At 33.7% G+C, this 26,720-nt stretch carries 26 protein-coding genes; 14 read left to right on the top strand and 12 right to left on the bottom strand.

All coding sequences use genetic code 11. From position 1 onward, the window contains the following. Positions 1 to 292: 292 nt before the first annotated feature. The 10 genes from BM239_RS05870 (at position 293) to aqpZ (ending at position 8,909) form a co-directional block, all read left to right on the top strand. Positions 293 to 1,015 carry a DUF2092 domain-containing protein gene (locus tag BM239_RS05870; RefSeq protein WP_092206675.1) on the top strand — a complete coding sequence of 241 codons (723 nt, stop codon included), beginning with the start codon at positions 293 to 295 and terminating at the stop codon, positions 1,013 to 1,015. A 25-nt stretch (positions 1,016 to 1,040) separates the two neighbouring features. Next, on the top strand, positions 1,041 to 2,102 hold the full coding sequence (locus BM239_RS05865) for a DUF6515 family protein (protein WP_092206799.1): 1,062 nt from the start codon (positions 1,041 to 1,043) through the stop codon (positions 2,100 to 2,102). A 175-nt stretch (positions 2,103 to 2,277) separates the two neighbouring features. Then, the gene (locus BM239_RS05860; RefSeq protein ID WP_092206674.1) at positions 2,278 to 3,069 is read left to right on the top strand and encodes a neuromedin U; all 792 of its coding nucleotides are present in this window, start codon (positions 2,278 to 2,280) and stop codon (positions 3,067 to 3,069) included. 94 nt (positions 3,070 to 3,163) lie between these two features. After that, a complete protein-coding gene (locus BM239_RS05855; protein ID WP_092206673.1) occupies positions 3,164 to 3,616 on the top strand; it encodes an ion channel in 453 nt (150 codons plus the stop codon). A 95-nt stretch (positions 3,617 to 3,711) separates the two neighbouring features. Then, positions 3,712 to 4,515, top strand: a complete 804-nt coding sequence (locus BM239_RS05850) for a hypothetical protein (RefSeq protein WP_092206672.1) — start codon at positions 3,712 to 3,714, stop codon at positions 4,513 to 4,515. Positions 4,516 to 4,551: 36 nt separating this feature from the next. Next, positions 4,552 to 5,094, top strand: coding sequence for a porin family protein (locus tag BM239_RS05845; RefSeq protein ID WP_092206671.1), 543 nt, complete (start codon positions 4,552 to 4,554; stop codon positions 5,092 to 5,094). A gap of 18 nt (positions 5,095 to 5,112) precedes the next feature. Beyond that, on the top strand, positions 5,113 to 6,147 hold the full coding sequence (locus BM239_RS05840; RefSeq protein ID WP_092206670.1) for an HAD family hydrolase: 1,035 nt from the start codon (positions 5,113 to 5,115) through the stop codon (positions 6,145 to 6,147). A gap of 59 nt (positions 6,148 to 6,206) precedes the next feature. Beyond that, positions 6,207 to 7,013, top strand: coding sequence for a DUF2490 domain-containing protein (locus BM239_RS05835; protein WP_092206669.1), 807 nt, complete (start codon positions 6,207 to 6,209; stop codon positions 7,011 to 7,013). A 20-nt stretch (positions 7,014 to 7,033) separates the two neighbouring features. Continuing rightward, positions 7,034 to 8,107, top strand: a complete 1,074-nt coding sequence (locus tag BM239_RS05830) for a formylglycine-generating enzyme family protein (RefSeq protein WP_092206668.1) — start codon at positions 7,034 to 7,036, stop codon at positions 8,105 to 8,107. 112 nt (positions 8,108 to 8,219) lie between these two features. Continuing rightward, the gene (aqpZ, locus tag BM239_RS05825; RefSeq protein ID WP_092206667.1) at positions 8,220 to 8,909 is read left to right on the top strand and encodes an aquaporin Z; all 690 of its coding nucleotides are present in this window, start codon (positions 8,220 to 8,222) and stop codon (positions 8,907 to 8,909) included. A 144-nt stretch (positions 8,910 to 9,053) separates the two neighbouring features. On the opposite strand, the gene gldC is transcribed toward aqpZ, so the two are convergent. Beyond that, entirely contained in the window at positions 9,054 to 9,386 is a 333-nt protein-coding gene (gene gldC / locus BM239_RS05820; protein WP_092206666.1) for a gliding motility protein GldC, read from the bottom strand. Beyond that, positions 9,379 to 10,344 (bottom strand): gliding motility lipoprotein GldB, encoded by a 966-nt coding sequence (gene gldB / locus BM239_RS05815; RefSeq protein WP_092206665.1) that lies wholly within the window; start codon positions 10,342 to 10,344, stop codon positions 9,379 to 9,381. The genes gldC and gldB overlap by 8 nt, the downstream gene beginning before the upstream one ends. 93 nt (positions 10,345 to 10,437) lie before the next feature. On the opposite strand from gldB, the gene nadE reads away from it, so the two are divergent. Beyond that, the gene (gene nadE, locus BM239_RS05810) at positions 10,438 to 11,226 is read left to right on the top strand and encodes an NAD(+) synthase (protein WP_092206664.1); all 789 of its coding nucleotides are present in this window, start codon (positions 10,438 to 10,440) and stop codon (positions 11,224 to 11,226) included. A 93-nt stretch (positions 11,227 to 11,319) separates the two neighbouring features. Continuing rightward, positions 11,320 to 11,946, top strand: coding sequence for a response regulator (locus BM239_RS05805; RefSeq protein WP_092206663.1), 627 nt, complete (start codon positions 11,320 to 11,322; stop codon positions 11,944 to 11,946). On the opposite strand, the gene dnaG is transcribed toward BM239_RS05805, so the two are convergent. Further along, entirely contained in the window at positions 11,941 to 13,902 is a 1,962-nt protein-coding gene (gene dnaG / locus BM239_RS05800; protein WP_092206662.1) for a DNA primase, read from the bottom strand. The two genes, BM239_RS05805 and dnaG, sit on opposite strands and share 6 nt — an antisense overlap. Before the next feature lie 129 nt (positions 13,903 to 14,031). On the opposite strand from dnaG, the gene BM239_RS05795 reads away from it, so the two are divergent. Continuing rightward, on the top strand, positions 14,032 to 15,861 hold the full coding sequence (locus tag BM239_RS05795; RefSeq protein WP_092206798.1) for a Xaa-Pro dipeptidyl-peptidase: 1,830 nt from the start codon (positions 14,032 to 14,034) through the stop codon (positions 15,859 to 15,861). A 62-nt stretch (positions 15,862 to 15,923) separates the two neighbouring features. Here the strand turns inward: BM239_RS05795 and BM239_RS05790 are convergent, their stop codons facing one another. From BM239_RS05790 to BM239_RS15395, 6 genes are all read right to left on the bottom strand, one after another. Continuing rightward, positions 15,924 to 17,003 carry a hypothetical protein gene (locus BM239_RS05790; protein ID WP_092206661.1) on the bottom strand — a complete coding sequence of 360 codons (1,080 nt, stop codon included), beginning with the start codon at positions 17,001 to 17,003 and terminating at the stop codon, positions 15,924 to 15,926. A gap of 28 nt (positions 17,004 to 17,031) precedes the next feature. Further along, positions 17,032 to 17,799 carry a hypothetical protein gene (locus BM239_RS05785; protein ID WP_092206660.1) on the bottom strand — a complete coding sequence of 256 codons (768 nt, stop codon included), beginning with the start codon at positions 17,797 to 17,799 and terminating at the stop codon, positions 17,032 to 17,034. Next, complete coding sequence (locus BM239_RS05780) at positions 17,786 to 18,367, bottom strand: RNA polymerase sigma factor (protein WP_245758194.1); 582 nt, start codon at positions 18,365 to 18,367, stop codon at positions 17,786 to 17,788. The genes BM239_RS05785 and BM239_RS05780 overlap by 14 nt, the downstream gene beginning before the upstream one ends. Positions 18,368 to 18,428: 61 nt before the next feature. Next, positions 18,429 to 19,406: a polyprenyl synthetase family protein gene (locus BM239_RS05775; protein ID WP_092206659.1), complete on the bottom strand. Its 978-nt coding sequence runs from the start codon at positions 19,404 to 19,406 to the stop codon at positions 18,429 to 18,431. Between the two features lie 65 nt (positions 19,407 to 19,471). Further along, a complete protein-coding gene (locus BM239_RS05770) occupies positions 19,472 to 22,075 on the bottom strand; it encodes an alkaline phosphatase family protein (protein WP_092206658.1) in 2,604 nt (867 codons plus the stop codon). Continuing rightward, positions 22,068 to 22,229: a hypothetical protein gene (locus tag BM239_RS15395; RefSeq protein WP_177208984.1), complete on the bottom strand. Its 162-nt coding sequence runs from the start codon at positions 22,227 to 22,229 to the stop codon at positions 22,068 to 22,070. The genes BM239_RS05770 and BM239_RS15395 overlap by 8 nt, the downstream gene beginning before the upstream one ends. A gap of 118 nt (positions 22,230 to 22,347) precedes the next feature. Here BM239_RS15395 and BM239_RS05765 point away from each other — a divergent pair, with 118 nt between their 5' ends. Next, on the top strand, positions 22,348 to 23,172 hold the full coding sequence (locus BM239_RS05765) for a T9SS type A sorting domain-containing protein (protein WP_092206657.1): 825 nt from the start codon (positions 22,348 to 22,350) through the stop codon (positions 23,170 to 23,172). 59 nt (positions 23,173 to 23,231) lie between these two features. Here BM239_RS05765 and rlmN read toward each other — a convergent pair whose 3' ends face one another. The 3 genes from rlmN to BM239_RS05750 all read right to left on the bottom strand — a co-directional run bounded on the left by rlmN (position 23,232) and on the right by BM239_RS05750 (position 26,719). Continuing rightward, positions 23,232 to 24,272, bottom strand: coding sequence for a dual-specificity RNA methyltransferase RlmN (rlmN, locus tag BM239_RS05760; protein ID WP_092206656.1), 1,041 nt, complete (start codon positions 24,270 to 24,272; stop codon positions 23,232 to 23,234). A 66-nt stretch (positions 24,273 to 24,338) separates the two neighbouring features. Beyond that, a complete protein-coding gene (queA, locus tag BM239_RS05755) occupies positions 24,339 to 25,388 on the bottom strand; it encodes a tRNA preQ1(34) S-adenosylmethionine ribosyltransferase-isomerase QueA (protein ID WP_092206655.1) in 1,050 nt (349 codons plus the stop codon). A gap of 101 nt (positions 25,389 to 25,489) precedes the next feature. Beyond that, positions 25,490 to 26,719 (bottom strand): 3-phosphoshikimate 1-carboxyvinyltransferase, encoded by a 1,230-nt coding sequence (locus BM239_RS05750; RefSeq protein WP_092206654.1) that lies wholly within the window; start codon positions 26,717 to 26,719, stop codon positions 25,490 to 25,492. Position 26,720: the final 1 nt, after the last annotated feature.

The following is a 26,720-nucleotide window of genomic DNA, read 5'->3' as shown; positions in this document are numbered from 1 at the left end:
AATTTTTCTTAAAAATAATACAATAAATTAATATTTTCAAAATTTCTTTTTTAATAAATCATTGAATTTGATGAATATTTAACAAAATAATAAACTAGACTTGTTTGTTAACGGATTGAAAATATACCTCCCAAATCACAACTAAAAATATTTTTGAAAATAGAAAGTGTTTTTTCTATCTTTACTCGTAACGCTTTTTTAAAACCTTATTTATTATTACCCAATTAGCGTTTCGCGAGTTACCAAAATTGTATTTCAACAAGTAAAAACCAACCATAAAACAATTAAAACTATGAAAAAACTCTTTTTTGCACTCGCCGTGTTTACTTTTCCCTTTCTGGTTCAAGCACAAGAAAAACAAATAGATTCAACTGCTATTTTCATTTTAGACAAAATGAGTGATGTTATAGGTGATTTAGCCTCTGTGAGCTTTACCTTAAATAGTTCTGTAGACAAGCTTAATGCTGATAGTAATATTGAAAAGCATTATAAACATAGCGAAGTAACCATGGTTGGACCCGATAAATTTGTGTCCCGAACGCAAGGCGACCAAGGCAATCATGCATTTTGGTATAATGGCGAATTCATGACTTACTATTCGTTTGATGAAAACAATTACGTAACCCTTGAAGCGCCTGATAATATCATCACAATGATAGATAGTATGTATACTAGATTCGATTTTAGATTTCCCGCAGCTGATTTCTTTTATCCCTCTTTTACAGATGATATAATGGAAGCTTTTGATAACATTCAATACAATGGCCAAAAAACAGTGGACGGTGAATCTTGTTTCTATATTATAGCAACTAATCCGGATACCAACGTCCAAATTTGGGTCTCAAATACAATGAATATGCTACCAAAACGCATGGTAATCATTCAAAAAAATAAAGAGAATTTGCAATATGAGGCACATTTCACGAAATGGGAATTAAATCCCGAAGTTCCAAATTCAATTTTTGAATTCACACCTCCTCCTGGCGCAAAACTAATTAGCATTTTAGAAAAATAAACACAATCCAACAAACATGACTATTATGAACACATATTTACCAAAATTAAAAACATACGCTGGATTACTTGTTTTATTTCTAGCTTTAGTTCTACCGCTTAAGTCTATTAAAGCACAACGCCTAGGGCATGGTGTTTCTAGAGGCGGTGGACACACCATGTCACGTGGTGGCGGACACACCATGTCTAGACCTTCTAGTAGACCAAAAGCCACTAGAACAATGCCAACAAGAAGCACGCCTTCCCGATCTATAAATGGCGGTCACACAAAAAATAAAAGCAGAAATTTTTCAAAACCTACTACTAAAACACCTAGTAGAACGGCTAATAAAAAAGTATCCACAAACAGAAACAATAGTAAAGTAACTAATAGAAAAGGATCGAATAATGCCCCAAAATTAAACACCAGAAATAAAAAAACATCTAACATTAAAACTAAAAATAACAATCGCGTAGGAAACAAAACCCATATTGGCAATAACAATGTAAACATTAATGTAAACAACAGTCGCCATAATAACATTAGAAACACGCGTGTTAGATCTAGTTCTGTTCGTTATACGAGACCACCTTACAGATACGGAGGTCACCGTTACTACTGTCACAGACCTTATTATTACCATCCGTACAGACCTTTTTATTGGGGACCCGTATGGCATCCATGGGGTTATTTTGTTACTTCTTTAGCTACAACTGCTATTATCGTTAGCATTGTAAATGATGACGACGACGAGGATGAATACCACTATGATAACGGCACCTATTACTTGAAAACTGAAGATGGTTTTGTTGCCGTACAAGCACCTGTTGGTGCAGAAGTTCCATCCATCCCTAAAGAAGCAGAAGAGGTAACCGTAAACGAAACAACCAACAATTACTATTATGGCGGTGCTTTTTACGAAAAAAATGCGGAAGGATATGTTGTTGTCCCTGCCACTGCAGGAACAATCGTCCCAGGACTACCAGAAGGTGGTGAAGAAGTAAAAGTTGGTGAAGTTACTTACGTTCAATTTGGTGATACGTATTATCAACCAATTCAAGTAGATGGTAAAAACATGTATGAGATCGTTGAAGTAAAAGCTGAATAAACATCCAAAAAAATAAATCTACAAAAAAAGCATTGAAGAGCATTTCAATGCTTTTTTTATATATCAATAAAATGAATATCAGGTTTTTACAATAAATTATTATATATTTATAATTCCCTTATAGCTTTTAGCGTAAATCAATAAATTTTAATTCTAACTTAAAGAATATTTATTTATGAAAAAATTTACACTAGTGCTATGCTACACAATATTTTCTATTTCTGGTTTTACTCAAGAAAAATTTGGTAATGAGGATTTTATTCAGGACGGCACAGATTTAGAGGACAAAATTCAAAACCCAATTGCTAATATGGCAAGTATTCCTTTGGAATACAACCTATCTGTGTTTGATAAAAACACCAACGTTTTAAATATACAGCCTATTATACCCGTTAAAATATCTGAAAAATGGGTTTTAATAACACAAACCACGCTCCCTATTATGAACAAACCAACTTCTACAGGATATGAAAATGGCTTGGGAAATATTACATTTTTAACTACAATAACATCTTCAGATCCAAGCAATTTTACTTGGGGAGTGGGACCTGTATTTATGTTTCCTTCTGTAAATGAAAGTTTAGGTTTCAACAAACTATCTATTGGACCTTCAGTAACAGCAATTAAACAAGCCAAAGGATTTACTTTTGGTTTAATGTTACAAAATTTCTTTTCTGTTGCAGGATCTAGTAGTAATGACGATGTTAATTATCTATATTCCCAAATCTTCCTTTCCAAAAAATTAAAAAAAGACTGGTATATTTATTCCAGTCCAATTATTACAGCAAACTGGAAGGCTAAAACCGAACAACAATGGACAATACCATTAGGGGCAGGAGCAGGCAAATTAATTACCCATAATAAATACCTTCCTATAAATTTAAAAGCAGGCATATTTAAATATGTAGCACACCCAACGGATGCCGACTGGCTCATTCAAGCACAAGCAACATTTATACTGAAATAGTTGTACTCTTAAAATTGAAAAAATAATTACATACAAACGCTAATAAAATGTGAAAGATTTTTTTGTTTTCTTTGTGAGTTAAAAATTAAAAAATATGCTATTAGCACTTGTTTTAGGAAGCTTAATTATTACCATAAATGTTGGCATACAAGCCATAGCAAATACCATTTGGCTTAAAAGAATAGCTCCAATTTTCCAGAAGAAAGAGAAATTGTATCCTTCAAAAAAAATATTGCGGCTTTTATCGACCTCTTTTCTTTTTTTTACATTTCTACATGGCTTGCAAACCATAATTTGGGCAATCACCTATATATTAATACCTGATACTAATGGTGCATTTGCAAATTTTACAGAAGCCTGGTATTTTTCTTTAGCAACCTTCACTTCCTTGGGTTTTGGTGATATTGTTTTAATTGGCGATTGGCGCATATTGTCAGGTATAGAAGCTATTAATGGTATCATGCTTATTGTATGGACAACCGCTATGATGTATTCCTTAATACAGTATATTTTTAAAGGCTTAATTACAAAAAAAATAAACCATTAAACATGAGCTATTTGCCACATGCTAATATTTATTTTGACGTCCAAATTAAAAAGTTTATTTTTACTAATACCAAGCAATAATATCTAGTAAAAACCATGAAAAAAATTCCTTCATACTGTCTATTATTTATATTTTTATTTATTACCATTTTATCCAATGCACAAACACAAGAAACTGTATCTGCTGAAGAATTAGCAAAACAACTGGCAAATCCTGTAGCTGACCTAATAAGTGTTCCCATGCAAAATAACTTTGATTTTGGCATAGGTCCGTTGGATGGTTTTAAATACAATTTAAATATTCAACCCGTAATTCCTATTTCTATTAGCGATAATTGGAACATGATTAGCCGATCTATAATACCCGTAATTTCACAAAGTGATGTTACTGGAAAAGGAAATAATGAAACTGGGTTAGGTGATATTGCTCAAAGCATTTATTTCTCACCCAAAGAAGCTAAAAACGGTTTCGTTTGGGGTGTGGGACCTATACTATTGCTTCCAACTGCCACGAATGATGCTCTCGGTTTAAATAAGTGGACAGCAGGACCAAATGCACTTGCTTTAAAAATAAAAGGCCAATGGACGTATGGCGCTATTGTCAACCATATGTGGTCCTATGCAGGCAGTGGTATTAATGATGTTAACGCAACTTTCTTTCAACCCTTTATTACTTACGCTTCTAAAAGTGGTGCATCTGTTACTGTAGCTTCCGAAAACACTCAAAGCTGGGATAATGACATTTTTGGTGGTTTTGCAGGTATTTATTATTCTAAAGTAGTTTCCTTTGGTAAACAAAAGATGCAATTAGGTGGTGGCCCGAAAGTGTTTTATGGCAATAACCCTTTAAATGCAGACTGGGGAATTCGGGCAAATGTTATTTTATTATTCCCTAAATAAGAATAAAACAACACTCATATATTACACTCATAACCAATGATTACTAAAAAGGCATATTTAATTACCGTTTTACTTCTAACAAGTATTTGGATTACTCATGCACAAGAAACAGAACAAGAAAAAGAAAAAAAACATAGTTTACAGTTTTTGTTAGGGCATACACAAATTTTAGAGTCAGTTAACGAAAATGGAAATAAAAACTGGCTATCAACACCCTCTTTTGAGTTAAATTATTATTACGAAATAAATGAAAAATGGGCCATAGGGCTACATACAGACATTGTTTTAGAAGATTATAGTGTCGAAAATTATTCAAAAGAAAACTCTGTAATTGAAAGAAGTACTCCTATTGCACCAGCTTTAGTGGCTTCATATAAATTTTGCAATCATTTTTCTGCTCTTGTTGGTTTTGGTGGCGAGTTTTCAAAAGAGGAGAATTTCACACTGTTCCGTTTAGGAATAGAATATAGCTATGAATTTCACGAAAACTGGGAACTTGTTAGTAACATTACCAACGATTTAAAAATTAACGCGTATAACTCCTTCTCGATAGGGATAGGTGTTGCTAGAAAATTATAATCTAATAAACCAATCTTTATGAAAACATTTTTAACCTTATGCTTGAGTTTTTTTCTCTTTACGAGCTGTGTAGATGAATCAAATAAAAATGAGACAAAAGTAGTTGAGACTTCTAATAATGTTTCAGAAGACCCTTTGCCATCTTGGAATGAAGGAAACACTAAAACGGCTATTATGGATTACGTTCAAGATGTAACGAATGAAACTAGCGAAAATTTTATTCCAGAAATAGACAGGATTGCTACATTTGATAATGATGGTAATTTATGGTCTGAACAACCTGCTTATTTTCAATTGTTTTTTGCTATAGACAGAGTAAAACAACTCGCGCCAGATTATCCCGAGTGGAAAAACACCCAACCTTACCAATCCATATTAGAAGATGACCTCAACACCCTTATGTCTTTTGGCGAAAAAGGTTTATTAGAAATTATAATGGCAACCCATTCCGGATTGTCTACAGAAGCGTTTGAAAAAATTGTAAAAGACTGGCTAATGGTTGCTAAACACCCTCGATTTAACAAACCCTACAACGAACTTATTTACCAGCCTATGTTAGAACTTTTAGATTATTTAAGAGCAAATAACTTTAAAACTTTTATAGTTTCAGGTGGTGGTATTGAATTTATGAGACCATGGGTTGAAGATGCATATGGAATTCCTAAAGACCAAGTAGTGGGCAGCAGTATAGCAACAGAATACGATTATAATAATGGAAGTCCAGTTATAAAACGCCTCCCAAAAATTGATTTTATTGATGATAAAGCAGGAAAACCCGTTGGAATAAACAGGTTTATTGGCAGAAAACCTGTGTTTGCTTCAGGAAATTCAGATGGCGATTTACAAATGTTACAATGGACAGATTCTAATAGATACAAATCATTTCAGTTATACCTCCATCATACCGATGCTGATCGCGAATGGGCTTATGATCGAGACTCTCATATTGGCAAATTAGATCAAGGTTTGGATGAAGCTCGAGAAAAAGGTTGGACGGTTATTAATATGAAAGAGGACTGGAAAATCATTTATCCATTCCAAAAAAGCAAATAGTTCCAATTATCCCTATAAATTCGGTGATATGGTAAGTGCCTAAATTTCCAAAGTCAGTTATGAAACCTAGCATTCTGTTTATTCTAACATGTATTTTTAGTTTATACACAGTGCAAGCACAAGACAGTTTGGTTAATCAGGATATTAAAGTAAATAGCCAGCTATGGTTGGATTATAATTTTGCTCATTCAGTTTTTAATGCTAAAAAATTACAAACTCAAGTAAGCTTCAGAAAAATTTTTCCAGAAGCTTTTAACCGATTTGTAGTAATGTCTGCACTAGAAATACCACATGAAAAAAGTTTGAGTTTTTTAAATTTAGAAAAACCCGTAGTACAATCATTTCATTTAGGAACTGGATTGTTTTACACACAAAACTTTGATGCTAAAGATAACCTGGAATTTCGCTTATTCCAAGGCTTTAAATTTGATATCCCAACCATAAAAAGTATTACTTTAAACAATTATGTTCGTTTAGAAGAACGTTTTCAAAACAACTTTAATAACTCGGGTTGGACATCTGGATTTAGACTCAGATACCGTTTATCAACTATATTAGAATACAATAAACACTTAACCGATTTTGTTGACGGATTTTATATTCCATTAAGCGCGGAAGTCTTTTTCAATTTAAAAAAGTCTGACCGATATAACGACTTAATACGTTTAGAACCAGGCTTAGGATATAAATTAAAAAACAATTGGAAATTTGAAGTATATTTGATTTTCAATGAAACTAAAAATAACACGGCTACAAATAACAGTTCTAGTGATTTTATTTTGAGACTACGCGTTTTTGATGGCAATATTGTTACAGCATCAAAAAAGAACCAAATAAACAAACACAAAGACTTACAAAATAATTGAATTTTTAAACTTAAGTACTCATGACGCAACTAACAAAACACATCGGGATCGCTATATTACTAATAGTTGTTTATTCGTGTAAAAACAATAATGAGCAATCAAGTGAGCAGGATTCAGCAAAAAACACAAGCCTAAATAAAGCCACACCATTAGGAATGGTTTATATTCCTGGAGGCACCTATATTATGGGCAGTGGAGAATCTTACGCTGAAAATCATGAAGGACCTGAAGTTTTAGTAAAAGTAGATGCGTTCTATATGGATGAAACGGAAGTAACCAATGCTCAATTTAAAAAATTTATTGACGAAACAGGCTACAAAACAGTATCCGAAAGACCTATAGACTGGGAACAAATAAAAAAAGATTTACCACAAGGCACTCCTAAACCTCATGACTCCGTTTTAAAGCCTGGTTCTTTAGTATTTTCTCCACCAAACCATAGTGTTAATTTAAACGATTTTAGCCAATGGTGGTCTTGGGTTTCTGGTGCCGACTGGAAACACCCAGAGGGTCCAGAAAGCTCAATTGACGGAAAAGACAACCATCCTGTGGTTCAAATAGCATTTGAAGACGCACAAGCCTATGCTAAATGGGCTGGCAAGCGCCTACCAACAGAAGCTGAATGGGAATTTGCTTCCAGAGGAAGTGACAATAACAACCAATTTGTATGGGGTAAAGAATTAACACCGCAAGGAGCGTATCTAGCTAATTTTTTTCAAGGAGACTTTCCTCATAACAATACAAAACTAGATGGTTTTGCAGCATCTGCTCCCGTTAAAACTTATCCCGAAAATATTTTTGGACTTTATGATATGATTGGGAACGTGTGGGAATGGACTACAGATTGGTACAGACCTGACACTAAAAAAATGTATTTAGCTAATGGCACAAAATTATGCTATAATCCTACAGGTCCTGATTCAAGTTACGATCCAAACGACCCTTACGTTACTGAAAAACGTGTTATTAAAGGCGGTTCATTTTTGTGTAGCGATCAATACTGCTCCAATTACAGATCCACATCTAGAATGGCTACATCTGTAGATTCTGGACAAAATCATTTAGGATTTAGGTGTGTTCAAGACATTAAATAACATATTTTTATTTATAATTTCCATATTAAAATAATACCGTTTTTGCTTAAGTTTTTTTTGTAAATTTAATTATCTACTAATCAAATAATTAAACTAACTAAACATTAAAAACATGAAAAAAATTTTAGCAGAATTTATTGGAACCTTTTGGCTGGTTCTAGGAGGTTGTGGGAGTGCTGTTTTAGCAGCTGGAATTCCAGAATTAGGAATTGGCTTTGCAGGTGTAGCTGCCGCATTTGGTTTAACTGTACTTACTGGTGCTTATGCGGTTGGGCATATATCTGGCGCTCATTTTAATCCCGCTGTATCTATTGGATTATGGATTGGTGGTCGTTTTGACGGCAAGGAGTTACCAGGTTATATAATTGCCCAAGTTTTAGGCGGTATTGCTGGTGCAAGTATTCTATATTTAATAGCCAGTGGCCATCCAGATTTTTCTTTGGCAGATGGGTTTGCTGCAAATGGTTACGGAGAACATTCTCCAATGGGTTACGACATGACTTCCGCTTTAGTAACCGAAATTGTCATGACGTTTATGTTCCTCATTGTTATTTTAGGTGCTACTCATAGAAATGCCTCTCCTGGAATTGGTGGCATTGCCATAGGTTTAGCCCTTACTTTAGTACACCTAATAAGTATACCCGTTACAAATACATCTGTTAATCCTGCTAGAAGTACCAGTCAAGCTTTATTTGTTGGCGATTGGGCTACGAGCCAGTTATGGTTATTTTGGGTTGCACCAATAGTGGGTGCTATTCTAGCTGGATTACTTTATAAGTATTTAGCGCCTAATAAGGATTAATAAAACCCCTAATCAAGCGTATTAAAGAAGCTATCTAAAAGTAATTACCCTTTATAAGTTGCGCGTAGCAAAAGTTTTAAAAAACTAAAGTATTTCTACTACGCGTCAAGTAACTTTTGGGATTTATTACTTATGGCTAGCTTCTTATTTTTTTAATTCTAATTTTTCAGCAAAATAATCGCAAAAATCCTTCATAGTTGCGGTCATTTTCTCATCTTGAGTAGCCCGATTAAACGTATCACTCATAGCAACTAAAGTTTGATGAAAAAACAATTTCATTTCGTCTACAGGCATATCTTTAGTCCACAAATCAATTCGTAACGTTTCTTGTTTCTCACTGTCCCAAACGGAAAGCAACATTGCTTTAGCCTCTTCATTGTCTATACCACCATCTTGGGCAGTCCATGATAAATGTTCTGGCACACGGTTTTCATCTAATTCAACCGTTAATTCTATTGTCGATTTCAAATTAGCCATTCTCTTTTGGTTTATATTTACTATTATTAAAAATTTCTAGTGGTTCTGCAGTTAACAAACTTTTTATACTAACTGTATTGTTATCCATATAAGATTTTACTATCTGCCAGCCAATGAATTGACCGATTCTTCCTGGCGATTCATTATCTACTTGCTCTAAATAAAATTTAGAAAAAGGCGCTGGATTTATGAATCTAGATGGTATTTTAGCATTGGTATCATATAACAGTTCTTTGCCTATAAAATAATTCCAGATAAACCATTCATTCTCTTGAGCCCAATTTAATTGGTCTTCCGTGTAACCAATTTTATCGTGTTCTGAAACAAATGGAATCATGACGTCTTTAAAATAAAGTTGCTTCCCAAAATAAATCATTTCATCCAAAAGCGTTTTCCTTGCCATCTGAAAGGTTTGCTTCTCGGCATAAGCTGCTGCTAAATCTACTACAATTTGGTTGCGTTCAAAATTAGCTTTTAGGTATTTAGAAATCCCATTATAAAACTCATGATCCTTTCCTAAATAAGTATCAATAGAAATAAGCACCAATGTATCAGTAACAATTACTTTATTTCTATAATCTACAGATGAAGTAGTTGTAATAACACGCGGAACTCTAAATTCAGGAAAATAATACTTTAAATGTTGGAAAAGCCTCGTAATGTCGTCCTTTTCAGTACTAAAATCATCAAAAATTTGACTGCTTTCTGTTATTAATTGCTGTTGGAGTGTATCTTGCATGCGCGCTTCCCAAAATTCATCTGGATATTGTTCAGGAAACATAAACGGAAAGGCTTGTTTTAATTTGGGTAAATCTTCAGGAGTTGCATCTCCAAAAGCCTTGTCAAAGCGTTCTACTGTAAAATCAACTTCAATTTTTTCTATATCCTTTTCAACTTGACTTTCTTGTTCACAAGACAAAAAACAAAGAACGATAAGAAAATTCACTAAATATCTCATAAAAACTTATAGGTTGTTAATTTTTATTAATCCTATGATTGCTATATTTTTGTTACGCAAAGGTACATCACTTTGCTTTAAAAATCCATTAAAATGCAAACAGAAAAAATCGTCAATCATATTGTATCTTGGTTAAACAATTATGCTACAAACGCTAAAGTTAATGGTTTTGTTGTAGGCATTTCTGGAGGAATAGATTCTGCTGTTACCTCTACGCTTTGTGCCAAAACAGGATTAGATGTTTTATGTGTAGAGATGCCCATACATCAAGCTGAAAGTCATGTATCTAGAGGCCAAGAACACATACAATTTCTAAAAGAAACATATCCGAATGTTCGAGCTACTATAGCCAACTTAACGCCTGTATTTGAAGCGTTTAAAAAGGAAGTTTTAATGGAAGGTAAACAAGACATTGTAGATATGGTGCTTGCAAACACTCGAGCTCGCTTACGAATGACAACCTTATATTATTATGCGGGACTTGAGAAACTATTGGTGGCAGGAACTGGCAATAAAGTTGAAGATTTTGGTGTGGGTTTTTATACAAAATATGGTGATGGCGGTGTGGATTTAAGTCCAATTGCCGATTTAATGAAATCGGAAGTATATGCTTTAGGCGAGTATTTAAATGTAGCCAAATCCATTATGAAAGCCGCACCAAGCGATGGCTTATTTGGTGACACGCGTAGTGATGAAGACCAAATAGGCGCCTCGTATCCGGAATTAGAATGGGCAATGATGATGAATGATGCTGGTAAACAGGAAACTGATTTTGAAGGTAGAAACCAAGAGGTTTTTAAAATATTTAAACGCTTCAACAATGCTAATAAACACAAAATGAACCCAATACCAATTTGTGAAATTCCAAATAAATTTAAATAATTGCAAACTTTGTATAAGATATTTCTTATCTTTATAAAGTACTCTCAACAAATAGCAACGCCTCATAAGTATTAACTTCAAAATTCATTTATAATGATAAAATTGTTGGTAGTTGATAACCACCCTATTGTTAGAAAAGGGCTTGAGTTATTGTTTGTAACATCTCCTCAAATTCAAGTTGTTGGAGGTGTCAATAACGGAGAAGCTATTTTTGATTTCCTAAAGCAACATCCTGTTGATATTATTTTAAGTGAAATTGATTTGCCAAAACTAAATGGAATTACAGCCTTACGCCGATTAAGAAAAGAATTCCCAAAAGTTAAAACCATCATATTCAGTTCGCAACCTGAAGAAATTTACGCTATAAACACCATAAAATCTGGTGCAGAAGGCTACTTAATGAAAACGGCAGATATTATGACTGTTAAAGAAGCTATTTTAAAAGTGAATGATGGAAACGTCTATTTGAGTCATGAGATTGCAGAGCAAATGTCTTCTAAAAAACGTGGTTCAAGATCTGGATCGTACTATAAAAAACTATCCATGCGAGAAATTGAAGTCTTGAAATTACTAGCTTCTGGCCGAAAAAACAAGGAAATAGCTGAAGAGTTGGATATTAACGAAAAAACCGTAAGTACTTACAAAGCAAGACTTATGAAAAAATTAAATGTTTCTAATATTGTTGATTTAATTAGTCGAGCAAAACTTTTAGAACTATAAAACACGGTTTAACTTCCTAGATAATAACATTTTTAATCCCGAGTAATCTTTAACTTCTTCCAATATATTCCTATTGGTATCACTAGCATTTCTTAATGTTTCCTGTTGGAATTCACGAACTTTTAAATCTATTAAGTAACAACGTAAACTTAAAATTGTTTCGCTTACCAGTTGGGCTATAGTGGTATTTTTAGGTTTAGGAAAAATATTTTTACGTTCCCAATCTGACAAGGTGTGACGCTCATCTTCCATTAAAATAGTTGTGATTTCTGTTGCCATGACAGGCTCCACAGTATTTACTATATTTTCAATTACAAAATCAGGATTCTGATTTAGGGTTTCAATAATGGTGTAATATAAATCCCTAAATGTTTCATTTGTAAACTGCATTTCATCCTCTTGTAAATCTAAATATATTTTTTCAAATACTTTTGCTTGATGCTTTACAGGTTCTAAAACCAATTCATTAGCGTCGTTTTCTTTCAAAATTAAATCTTCAAAATCTTCCGTTTTATTTCCATACAACAACAGTATTTGGATAATTTTTCGTTCTAGTTCATACTGTATATCCACTTTTTTAGCAGACTGCTGTTCATTTTTAATAACATCGAAAGCTTTTTGTTCTTGTTTGTATTGCTTGTTGCTTTCTTGAGTTTCTTTTTTAGTAATCTGGGCAAGTGTACTAAATAAAACAGCCTCGCTAATATCCATAATTCGGGCACATTCCTGAATATATATTTCAGTTTTAATGCGATCGGGAATTTTAGCAATACTATTCACAATATCACGAATGGTTTCTGCTTTTTTAATCGGATCGTTTTTAGCTTCTTTTACAAGTAAGGACGCCTTAAACTGGATAAAGTCTTGTGCTTGTTCTTCTAAATAAGAAGTTATGTCATCTAATGAGTTTTCCTTTGCAAAACTATCTGGATCATCACCTTCAGGGAACGTACAAACCTTAACATTCATACCTTGCTCCAAAATTAAATCTATACCACGCAATGAAGCCCTTAATCCTGCTGCATCACCATCAAACAACACAGTTATATTTTTAGTAAGCCTATTTATTAGTCGAATCTGTTCGGGTGATAAAGCCGTTCCAGATGAGGAAACTACATTCTTTATACCACGTTGGTGAAACTGAATAACATCGGTATAACCCTCAACCAAATAACAGTTATCTTCTTTAGCTATACTTTGTTTTGCATGAAAAATACCATATAACACTTTACTTTTATGGTAAATATCACTTTCTGGTGAATTTAAATATTTAGCAGCTTTTTTATCAGAAATTAAAATACGACCACCAAATCCTAGAACGCGACCACTCATACTCTGAATAGGAAACATAACCCGACCTTTAAAACGGTCAAACTGTTTATCTCCTTTAACTATGGTTAATCCTGTTTTCTCTAAAAATTCTAACTGATAACCTTTTTTTAAAGCGTCATCAGTAAATGCCTGCCATTCATCTAAAGAGTACCCTAGATCAAATTTCTTAATGGTTTCTTCAGTAAATCCACGTTCTTTAAAATAACTTAAACCTATGGCTTTTCCAGGATCCGTTTTATGTAATATATTTTGAAAATACTTGCTTGCATATTCACTCACTAAATATAGGCTTTCACGGACATCAGCCTGTGCTTTTTCTTCATTAGACTGTTCGGTCTCCTCAATTTCTATGTTGTATTTATTGGCTAAATATTTTATAGCCTCTGGGTATGTAAAATGCTCGTGTTCCATTAGGAAAGCAACAGCATTTCCACCTTTCCCACTTGAGAAATCTTTCCAAATTTGCTTTACTGGCGATACCATAAAACTAGGAGAACGCTCATCACTAAACGGGCTTAATCCTTTATAGTTACTACCCGATTTTTTTAATTGCACAAAATCACCTATTACCTCTTCAACACGAGAGGTTTCAAAGACTTGATCTATGGTAGATTTTGATATCAAAGTATGGATAAATTTAAGATTGGTAAAAGTACTATAAACTTATATGAATTAAAATTTATTGTAAACCCTAATTTGAGATTGTTGATAAAAACAGCTAACTTGTTATCCTTATTTTTACAAACTATTTTTATGAAAAAACACTCAAACTTCCTTTTTGTTTTATTAAGCTTTTTAGGGCTTTACAACATTCAGGGGCAAGAAAAAGCCATTCCAGTTTTTGAAAATGGCGAAGCTCAAATAGTTGAAGCTTTTAGCAATCCTGACGATTGGGTTCGTCATGATTTATGGGTTGAAACGACTTTTGACACCGATGGTGATGGGAAAATGGACAGAATGCATGTGGATGTTACACGGCCGAAACAGACCGATACCGAAGGTTTAAAACTACCTATTGTTTACGAATCCAGTCCATATTACGCAGGTGTAGCAGGTGATGCTGATGGTTTATTCTGGAATGTTAATCATGAGCTTGGTGAAATTGAAAAACCACGAACACATGTGGAAGTCAAACGAACAGGTAAGCGACCTGTTATTTCAAATTCACAAATTAGAACTTGGGTTCCACGTGGTTATATTGTAGTTCATTCCTCATCTCCAGGAACAGGCTTATCACAAGGCGCTCCAACGGTAGGTGGTCCAAATGAGTCTTTAGCACCAAAAGCCGTAATAGATTGGCTAAATGGTCGTGCTAAAGGATACACAACGCCAGATGGCAATGAAACTGTGGAGGCATTTTGGAGCACAGGAAAAGTAGGCATGACTGGCACAAGTTATAATGGAACAATCCCTTTAGCAGCAGCCACAACAGGCGTTAAAGGTTTGGAAGCCATTATTCCAGTAGCCCCAAATACATCTTATTATCATTATTACCGCTCTAACGGATTGGTGCGTTCACCAGGTGGTTATCTTGGAGAAGATATTGATGTCCTATACGATTTTATCCATAGTGGCGATGAATCTAAACGCGCTTATAATAACAAAACCGTTCGTGATACCGAAATGAAAAATGGGATGGATCGTGTAACAGGCGACTATAATGATTTCTGGGCTGGACGTGATTATTTAAATCAGATGAAGCCAATGACAGCAGCATTATTAATGTCTCATGGTTTTAATGATTGGAATGTGATGCCTGAACATAGCTACCGTATTTATCAAGCTGCCAAAGACATGGGTTTACCGGTTCAAATTTACTATCATCAATTTGGTCATGGAGGTCCGCCTCCCTTGTCTATGATGAATCGTTGGTTCACGCATTATCTACATGGTATAGATAATGGTGTTGAAAATGATGCGAAAGCATGGATTGTTCGTGAAAATGATGACAGATTAAAACCCACAGCTTATAAAGACTATCCTAATCCTGATGCCGAACACGTAACACTCCATTTAGGAAAAGGTGGCAAAACTTCTGGTCGACTTTCACCAACAACAATTAACAATCAAGGCACAGAAGTTTTAACTGATGATGCTACGATTTCAGGAACAGATTTAGCGCAGGCTAAAGAATCTAACAATAGGTTATTATATACATTACCCACTTTAACGGAAGACTTACATATTTCTGGTTTAGCAAAAATATCCGTTACACTTGCTAGTAGTAAGCCTGCTGCCAATTTATCTATTTGGCTGGTATCATTACCTTGGAATACAGAAAAAGGGGCAAAAATAACCGATAACATTATTACACGTGGCTGGGCAGATCCTCAAAACCATAAATCTATTACCGAAAGTGACCCTCTAAAACCAGGGACATTTTATACCGTGAATTTCGATTTACAACCCGATGACCAAGTTATTCCTAAAGGACAACAAATAGGTTTAATGATTTTCTCAAGTGACAATCAATTCACTATTTTACCAAAACCCGGAACGGAACTAACCATTGATTTGGATAAAACGACTTTACAACTTCCAATTGTGGGCGGAAAAAATGGTTTGGAAAAAGCAATCAAATAAAAAAAAGGCTTCAATTAAATTGAAGCCTTTTTTATAATAACTAATTCAAATAACACTTAATATTAATCCATATCAAAGCGCAATCCTAGTGAAATATTGTTTTGGTCAATGGCTTGATCTTTAAATATGGTTGACAAATCATATTTAGCATAAATACCAACATTTCCCCAAGACACATAACTACTTAATCCGTACACGAAATTATTGGTGTTGTAATTCTTAAATTTATCCTTTTGCTTACTCCCATTTTCATCATACTTCAATTTTTGTAAAGACTGCAATACAACTCCGCCATAACCACCTATTCCAAATTTGAATTTTTTGTACGTCGAGTACCTAAAATAATCATCACGCTCAATTTTTTTAGATGGACCAAATTCAAAATGTAAAGGGACGACCAAATTGGTAGTTCTAAATTTAGATTTACTCAAGTTTAGTGGATATTCTTCTAAAGTAACTACATCATTTTCTTCTGCGAAATATAAATTATCTTTAATATCTAATTTGTTCCACTGTACAGACAATCCATATTTAAAGCGAACAGCGTTGGAGTTTTCAAAAACACGTGTTTTCCAAGCCCAACCTAACTCCACAAATCCGGAACCACCTATTTTGTATGGAGAATCATTTAAAGACTGTCCTTCAATAATGGCATTATTAAACCCAATTGCAAATACTAAATCACTTGTTGTACGTTTATCGTATACACGTGGTTTCTTTTTCGTTTTTGGACCTACGTAAATACTACCTGTATCATAGGTGTCTGAATCTTTATTCTTTCCTATTTCAATTACTAATCCATCTAAATTAGCACCCGTGTCTTGTGTAACCGTTTCATTACGCTCTAATAAAGCTATCCGATTATCAATAATTGCCAACCTATTTTCAATATTTAAAGCATGTTTTTCAGCAGCAGCAGATTTTAATTCGGAAGCTTCTTCTTGCGAAATTTCATTCGTATCTAAACGCACATTTATGGCCTCGACCGCTTCTTTTAATAACGCCTTTTCTTCATTTTGAACCAACATTTTCTGATTCTCCAACTGTGTAATTTGCTCCCTATTATTAACCTCTTGAGCATAACTAAACTTTAGAACACAGAAAAGTATAATACCTACTAAAAATTTGATATTGTTTTGCATAACTGTTTGATTTTAAATTGATGAAATATTAATTATTACGGTCTGCAACCGCTGTTTTTACAATAGTGAAATTTGTTTTTATAGTCTCAAAAACCTTATCGCGAAATGATTTATCCAAATCCATTTCCACATCCTCTAACAAATGTTTAGGGTTTATAGTGTATTTTTTTTCATCAGAACCTGAAACAGAAGAAACCTTGGAAGTTGCTTGTTTCAATAAAGCATCTACTTCTAAATTAATATCGGATGCATCAACTACATCTGTAAGCGCATTGTTAAGTATGCTATTTTGAGGTGTCGTATTAGCGGTTTGTCTTTCATTTTCAGATCCATTTTTAAAGTCTTGCATGCTATTAGTATGGCTTTGACTTACCTTATCTTTATTAACCATAGCGAAACGGGAAGCTGCCCTATTTTTTCTTTTTATAGTTTGTTTTTTTTGAAGACTATCACTGGCTAAATCGTTAATTAGATTTTTATTTTCGTCTTCAGAATTAGCAACTGCATTAAGTGTTTTTGATGTGGAATCAATTTTTAACTTATTTTTGGAAGTCGTTTCAACTACTGTTGGTTTGGTAGCTTTTTCAATATCCTTAAAAGGTTGAAATGTATTTACAATAAATAATAAACCAACTACACTAGCAGCAATACCTATTAACCAAATATATTTACGAGAGGATTTTTTATCCTGTTCATCCAGGACATTGGATAGCTGATTCCAAGCGTTTGATGACGGTGAAATTTGCCGCTCCTCCAATGTTTTCTTAATATTATTTTCAAATTTATTTGGTACCATAGTGTGTAGTATTAAATACGTGTAATGCTTGTTGGAGTTGTTTTCGGGCTTTAAATAGTTGTGATTTAGAAGTGCCTTCAGAAATATTTAGCATGTTAGCAATTTCGTGATGCTTATATCCCTCAATAGCATACATTACAAACACTATTTTATAACCATCTGGAAGCTGATCTATTAATTGCTGAATTTGATCTACATTCATATTACTATGAATATTATTATAGCTATCATGATACCATTCTGATTCAGTAACATCTACTGGAAACTCTATTTTTTTGGCTTGCCGTAAATAGGAAATAGCTTCACGAACCATAATTTTACGTAACCAACCTTCAAAACTTCCAAAATCTTGAAATTGTTTTAAATGAGTAAACGCTTTAAGAAAACCGTTCAGCATAACCTCCTCGGCCTTTTGAAAATCTTTTAAATAATACCTACAAACACTCAACATTTTAGGCGCATGGGTATCAAACAGCACTTGTTGTGCTTCCCGATTGTTTTTAGCAGCCTTTTTAATTAGGGTCGTATTATTTTTATGTAGTTGAATAACCTTCAAAATCGCTTTCATTAGAGCTTCTATTAATTAAGACGCAAATTTTATACGAAAGGTTGCCTGACGTTAAAAAAAATTATTTTTTACGTTGAATAACGTAATTCACCATAAGCTCTAAAGAATCACGAAAATCAGATTTGGGGTAAGTATTGAGTATATCTAAAGCTTCTGCCTGAAAGGCTTTCATTTTTGTAATTGCGTAATCTAAACCACCGTTTTCTTTAACAAATGTGATTACTTCATTCACACGCTTTTTATCTTTATTGTGGTTTTTTATGGAGTTGATAATCCAATTTTTATCTTTTTTAGAAACCGTATTCAAAACATATATTAAAGGCAAAGTCATTTTCTGCTCTTTTATATCAATACCAGTAGGCTTTCCTATTTTTTGAGTTCCATAATCAAACAAATCATCTTTAATTTGGAACGCCATACCAATCAGTTCTCCAAATTTACGCATGCGTTCAACATGCTCGGAGTCTGGTTTTACAGAAGCAGCTCCCAGACTACAACAAGCCGCAATTAAGGTTGCCGTTTTTTGTCGAATTATTTCATAATAAACCGGTTCTGTTATATCGAGTTTTCGAGCTTTTTCTATTTGAAGCAACTCGCCTTCACTCATTTCTCGAACAGCTATGGAAATAATTTTTAGTAAATCGAAATCATTATTATCTATAGATAGTAACAACCCTTTGGATAATAGAAAATCACCAATAAGCACTGCAATTTTATTTTTCCAAAGCGCATTAATAGAAAAGAACCCACGACGCCTGTTGCTATCATCTACAACATCATCATGAACCAATGTTGCTGTATGAATTAGCTCTATAACAGCAGCTCCACGATAGGTACGTTCGCTTACTTCGCCATTGGAAACCATTTTAGCGACCAAAAACACGAACATAGGTCGCATTTGTTTACCCTTTCTATTTACTATATAATGGGTAATCCTATTAAGAAGTGCTACTTTAGAAGACATTGACAATTGAAACTTTTGTTCGAAAAGTTCCATTTCAAAATCTACGGGTTGTTTTATTTGTTCTACTATTTTCAAAAGCGAATCTGCAAATTGTGCGCTAGCGAAATTACTGAAAAAGCCGTTAAATGCCTATTTTAAGGTTAATTCTTATTTCTATACAAAGATTTATCAACACATTTAATCATATCTGAAACATGTAAATCTAAACCTATAAATTTAGTAAGTTTAGTAACGACCTCTTCAGGTTTGTTTAGAGCGTCTTTGTAATCAATATAAATAAGCTCAACACCTGGTTCCTTATCTTTCCACTTTTCAACCTGATTTAATTGTTTATTATAAGCTTCAAAAAGATTTAACGGTAATACATCTGGATTTTTACCTATCATTTTCTGTTGTGATTTTACGACTTCTGTTAAATCTCTATTCATAAAAATAACTTTATATCGATATTTAGGATCTAGGTGTTTTAACAGTGGCGCTACAACCTTAATAGCTTTATTTTGAGCCAAATTTAGCCAAGAATTATCCTTATGCAGCCTCATAACTGGATCATATTCAAAATATCCTTTTGGATTAGATTCGTCTGGCTTTCTATTGGCATCAGTTAAAGCATTTACGCCTCCAGAATGAAGCATTTGCATCATCAAAGATGTTCCTGATCTTGGTAATCCAGAAACAATTACAATTTGATTTTCTCTATACTTGAAATCAGATTTATCTGTAAATTCAGTTGGATTTATTAATCTTTCTTCAATATTTTCAATAGCTTTTTCAGCACGATGATGGGTAACTGGTTTTAATTTGGCAGCAGTGCTGTAAGCTAATTTAGCATTTTCTAAATCACCCATTTTCTCCAAAGCTTCTGCTAAAACGTAATGCGCTTCGGGATAATATTTAACTAGTTCAATGGCCGTTAAGGCATGTTCAGCAGCAGTTTCAAATTCTTCTAACCGTATTAAAGTTTCGGCTAAAGCTTGATGCAGTTTTGCTCTATCTAACTCTAATTCTATTGCATTTTCGAAAGCATTTTTTGTCTCCTCCAATTGGTTTAATCTCCTATGAATTTTACCTATTTGATACCAAACTTCAGAATTGGGTTTTTTATCTTTAGCATCTTTTAAAAGCTTTAACGCTTGCTTTGCTTGACCTTTATTGACTAAAATTTTAGCTTCGGAGAAATACAAATTAATTTCTAACCTTTTATTTTGAATTTTTATCTCGTTTAAATATTCTTCTGCTAGAATAAAGTCTTTTTCTATTAAGGAAATATTAAGTAATTCTAGATAATAGGGAACTTTATCTATCATGGAATCACCTATTTTAAATCCCTGTTTTTTTAATTTATCAGCTTTTTCACCTTCAAAGTCGTCTTGCTTATATGCTGGATAATCAGTTTCAACAAGTTCTTTCAATATTTTTTTTGATTGCTCAAAATCTTTTTTTCCTAAATAAACTCGTGCTAAATTATGTTTTAAATCACATGTTGTTTTTAATACGGCTATTTCTATATCTTGATCAGGTTTCTCGATATACCCCAAATCAATGAGTTGCTGCATAGCTTCTTCATCGTCCAACACTGCATTTTCATTACTATTTTTAAATTCTCCAAAATCTCCAGCTATATGATCCCAGCTTTCAATATACTCGGGCTGTTTTGGGTCTATAAAAATATCCAATGCTATTTTGCCATCCATATCTTTTCCTACTGGCAATCCAAACATATGAAGTAAGGTCGGTGCTATATCAATTAAACCGAGTCCAAAAACTTTTTCATTTTTCTTAATATTTGGCCCAGCGGCAACAAACATCCCAAATTGCCTATGCTCTAAAGCTGGAGCTGCTTGATATTTAGGCATTTTAACTATGCGTTTATGATCTGATTCAAATCCATGATCAGACATAACAATTATTGTGGTGTCGTCGTCCACCAACTCCATAGTACGTTCCAACATCATATCCTGAATACGATAAGAACTTACAACGGCATCTTTATAAATATCAAAAAGATCTTGAGGAACACTCTGTAGCTTTGGTGGATGATATTTCATAAACCCATGACAAAAATGATCAATCAAGTCATAATAAACAGCCATAAAATCCCATTCAGTGGTTCGCATTAAATTTGTTGCTGCCGCATGGACAGATGTATTTTCAGCTAAAATTTTAGAAAAGGTTTTTAACCCATTGTCTTTTTCTTGATCAATTTCTATTGCTCTGGGTATGCATGGTAGAATATGAGCATCAGTAACCTCCCAAGGAAACATTCTTAAATCTCCTAAATCTTTGATTTTAGCTTCTGGATGTATGGTCCCTTTTAGTATAGGTGATTTTTCTTTTGGATTTAAATTAACTTTCTGAAATTTATCAGAGACAACAACTCCGTTTATTGGTTCAGCAGGAAAGCTTGGCCACCAACCAACTAAATTGCTTTTAAATCCTTTATTATGTAATATATTCCATATCGCTCTAGTTTTTCTAGATTCTACCGTGACTGGACGTATACCTTTCATATTTTTTGTGACCTCAATAAAACCTATAACCCCATGTTTATCAGGTGTTTTACCAGTAGCAACAGATGTCCACAACATAGGTGAATATGGTGGATTCATTGTACTCATATTACCATAAACTCCCTTGTCAATTAATTTTTTTAAAGCTGGCATGTGTCCTTTTGCTAATAGAGGTCCAATGATTTTCCAGTCTGCAGCATCCCAACCTATTAATAAAACTTTGTTTTTACTCATTATTATTGCCTTCTTTGTTTAATATCTCTTTTTTTTTAGCCTTTTTTACTTTACGCCATTCCCGTAATCCAATATCACCCATAGCTAATAATCCTAAAGATCCTTTCTCAGTAATAACGAATTTATGTTTTAATTGTGTGTTATCGTAATCCATATTAATAAGTACATAATTTGTTTAAAAAAAATTAAATATATAAATTGCTTTAAATATAGAAGCATGAAGTTGTGAATTTTACACAAATATGCCATTATTAATTTAAAAGCTGAAGATTATGAAAAAAATTACAAGTAAAAATCTTACCAATAGATTATCAAAATACGGAGCTTTGTCTGTTGCTATTGCTGGCGTAGCCAATGCAAATGGACAAATTGTTTACACGGATATTGCCGATGTAACTTTAGACGGTACAAATGTTTCATATGCTCTTGATTTGGATAATAATGGAGTTCAAGATTACCTATTAAGAGTTAACCCTACATCTGGAACTCCATTTGCATTTATTATTCCAGTAACGGGAAGCTACTATAATTCTAATGGAGTTGTAGGCTTTTCTTCAGGCCCATACAATTACCCTTCAAATTTAGCTAACGGAGAAAACATAGCAAATACAAGCCCTTTTATGGCAACTAGCCAGAGAGGTGATTTAAATTTTAACGGTTGTGCATATTCAGGTAGTCAATTTTGCGATGGAATGGATGGCTTTTTAGGTTTTAGCTTTGACATTTCTTCCAACACTCATTATGGTTGGGCAAGAGTACAAGTTTCTTCCGATGCAACCACAATGATTATTAAAGATTATGCCTACAATTCTGTTGCAGACGCACCTATTAATGCAGGCCAGACTTTAAGTACTGATGAATTTGCTTTAAATTCAGTACATATTGCCTGTAAAGATAAAATTGTAACCATTTCAAATATTCAAGGTGAAACTAACTATCGAGTATTAAACTTAACAGGACAAGAAGTTCTTAACGGTAATACACGTTTAGAGTCTCAAAATATTGATGGTAGTAATTTAGCTTCTGGAGTTTATATTGTTGAAGTTACAGATGCTGTTTCTAATGCACAAAACAGAAAGAAAATTATTATTGAATAATCAATTACTATTGATTTAAGAATTAAAAAAAAAGTGGCTTTAAAAATAAGCCACTTTTTTTATGAACTCTTATTGGCCAACTGTCCACAAGCTGCATCAATATCTTTTCCGCGAGAACGCCTAACTGTTACAGTTATGTTATGTTGTTCTAACATATTGACGTACATATCAATAGCCTCATCTTGAGCTTGTTGAAACATACCATCATCTATTGGGTTATATTCAATTAAATTCACTTTACTCGGTGCAAACTTGCAAAAATCAATTAAGGCATCTACATCCTTTTTCTGATCATTAATTCCTTTCCAAACTACATATTCGTATGTAATTCTATTTTTTGTTTTGGCATACCAATATTCCAATGCTTCTCGTAAATCTTTTAAGGGAAACGTGGCATTAAAAGGCATTATAGAAGTTCTAACGTCGTCAATAGCAGAATGTAATGATACGGCTAGCTTAAATTTCACATTCTCATCTGCCATTTTTTTTATCATTTTAGGAACACCAGACGTGGATACCACAATGCGTTTTGGTGACATACCTAAACCATCAGGTGATGTGATTTTTTCAATGGCTTTCAGCACATTATTGTAATTCATAAGCGGCTCACCCATGCCCATGAATACAATATTACTCAATGGCCTGTCATGGTATAGGCGACTTTCATTATCTATAGCTACCACTTGGTCATAAATCTCATCGGGATTTAAATTTCGCATTCGTTTTAAACGAGACGTAGCGCAAAACTTACAATCTAAGCTACAGCCAACTTGACTAGAAACACAAGCTGTTGTTCTAGATTTTGTAGGAATTAAAACAGACTCAACAGTTAAACCATCGTGCAATTTAACAGCATTCTTTATGGTGCCATCACTACTCCTTTGCATATCGTCCACCTTTATATGGTTGATAACAAAGTTATTCTCTAGCATAGCCCGTGTTTCTTTGGATATGTTTGTCATATCTGCAAATGAATGTGCAGATTTACTCCAAAGCCACTCATATACCTGATTTCCACGAAATGCCTGATCACCTTCCTTCTCAAAAAAGTCTCGCAATTGGTCTTTAGTTAAAGCGCGTATGTCTTTTTTATGACTCATATAAAATTGTAACAGGTAAAACTAAATAAAAAAGCCTTGTAAAAACAAGGCTTTTAAAACATGTTATTATATAATTAGCATGGCATCACCATAGCTATAAAACTTATATTTCTCTTTCACTGCCTCTTCATAGGCTCTCTTTATAAAATCATGACCAGCAAAAGCAGATGCCATCATTAAGAGCGTTGATTTTGGCGTGTGAAAATTTGTTATCATACAATTAGCAATACTAAAGTCGTAAGGCGGAAAAATAAATTTGTTAGACCAGCCATCAAACTCGTTTAGAGTTCCACTAGAAGAAACAGAGCTTTCAACAGAACGCATGGCTGTAGTTCCTACTGCACACACACGTTTTTTATTTTTTAATGCCGTGTTAATAGTATCAACTGCAGGTTTTTTGATAATAATTTCCTCACTATCCATTTTATGCTTCGATAAATCTTCAACCTCAACGGGATTAAATGTTCCTAAACCAACGTGAAGTGTTACTTCAGCAAATTTAACACCTTTAATTTCTAAACGCTTTAACAAATGTTTAGAGAAATGTAAACCGGCAGTTGGAGCTGCTACAGCACCTTCGTTTTTCGCAAAAATGGTTTGGTAACGTTCTTGATCTTCAGGCTCAACATCACGCTTAATGTATTTTGGAAGCGGTGTTTCACCTAATTCATTTAATTTTGCTCTAAAGTCTCTGTAAGATCCGTCATATAAAAAACGTAGTGTTCTTCCTCTAGAAGTTGTATTATCAATAACTTCGGCTACTAAAGACTCCCCTTCACCAAAATACAGTTTATTTCCAATACGAATTTTTCGTGCTGGATCTACCAACACATCCCAAAGGCGTTGTTCTTCGTTTAATTCACGCAATAAAAACACCTCAATCCGCGCACCTGTTTTTTCCTTGTTACCATATAATCTGGCAGGAAAAACTTTGGTGTCGTTCAAAATCATGACATCATCTTCATCAAAATAATCGATGACATCTTTAAACATTTTGTGTTCAATTGTTTGATCTTTTCTGTTTAATACCATTAAACGTGACTCATCCCTGTTTTCAGAGGGATATTCCGCTAATAACTCTTCAGGTAACTCGAAGTTAAAATGCGATAGTTTCATTTTTTTGATAGACCTATATGTTTTAGAAGTTAATAATTTTACTTACAAAAGTTGCAAATATACAACCTGAAAGTAGGCGTTGTCAAGTATTTAGCCAATTATTATTCAGATAGCCTAATTCCAGTGGCTTTCAAGTCGCTCCAAAAAGACGGATACGATTTTGAAACTACTTCAGCTTCATTAATAATAAGGTTTGTTTTTAATGCTAAAGGTGCAAAAGCCATAGCCATTCTATGATCCTTATAAGTATCTATAGCGATATCTTTTTTAATCATAGATGTTGCTTTTAATTGCAAACTATCTTTTGAAATAATAACAGTTGCGCCTAATTTTTCTAATTCCCTTTTTAAAGCTACCAACCTATCGGTTTCTTTAATTTTCAACGTGTGCAACCCTGTTAAGTGACAAGCTATTCCTAATCCGAAACAAGTTACTGCAATGGTTTGTGCAATATCTGGCGCGTTAACTAAATCTAATTTTATGTTTACGGAAGCATTTACTTTGCTTATTTTTTTTAATGAAATACTGTTTCCTTGAAAAGCTGTTGACACGCCAAACTGCTTGTAAATTTCAGCTAAAACAGAATCGCCTTGCAAACTATCCATTTTATAAGAAGTTAAAGAAATTTCAGTTTGATTATCACTTAAGGCAATTAAACTATAAAAATAGGACGCTGAAGACCAGTCGCTTTCTACGGTAAGTTCGGTTTCCTTTAATTCTTTTAACGGTTTAATTTGAATGACATTCTTTTCAAAAGAGGTTTCAACACCAATTTGATTCAACAATTGAAGGGTCATTTTTATATATGGAATAGATGTTATTTCACCATCTAACGTTACATATAATCCATTTTCTAATTTTGACCCTATGAGTAACAAAGCCGAAATGTACTGACTGCTTACACCTGCTTTAATGATCACTTGATTGTTAGTTAATTTCTGACCTTTTATCTTCAAAGGTGGAAATCCTGGGCTTTCAAGATACGAGATATTTGCACCTAATTGATTTAAGGCATCCACCAAAATTTGAATAGGACGTTCTTTCATGCGCTCGGAACCGGTTATGGTAATCGTTCGGTTTTCTTGAACCGCAAAATAGGCCGTTAAAAATCGCATGGCTGTTCCAGCATGATGCACATCTATAGCATTAGACTCGGAAGACAACGCTTTTGCCATAAAAACCGTATCATCTGAATTGGATAAATTATGAATCTGAATTTCAGGATACAAGGCTTGCAGCAATAACAACCTGTTGGATTCGCTTTTAGAACCTGTAATGTTGATTGGAGATTGCTGGTTTTTGATTCCTGATTTTTGGAGTTTGAGATTCATA

It is taken from the genome of Algorimicrobium echini (assembly GCF_900115185.1).
GTDB classification, from domain to species: domain Bacteria; phylum Bacteroidota; class Bacteroidia; order Flavobacteriales; family Flavobacteriaceae; genus Algorimicrobium; species Algorimicrobium echini.
This window is presented reverse-complemented; position numbering and strand designations above follow the sequence as displayed.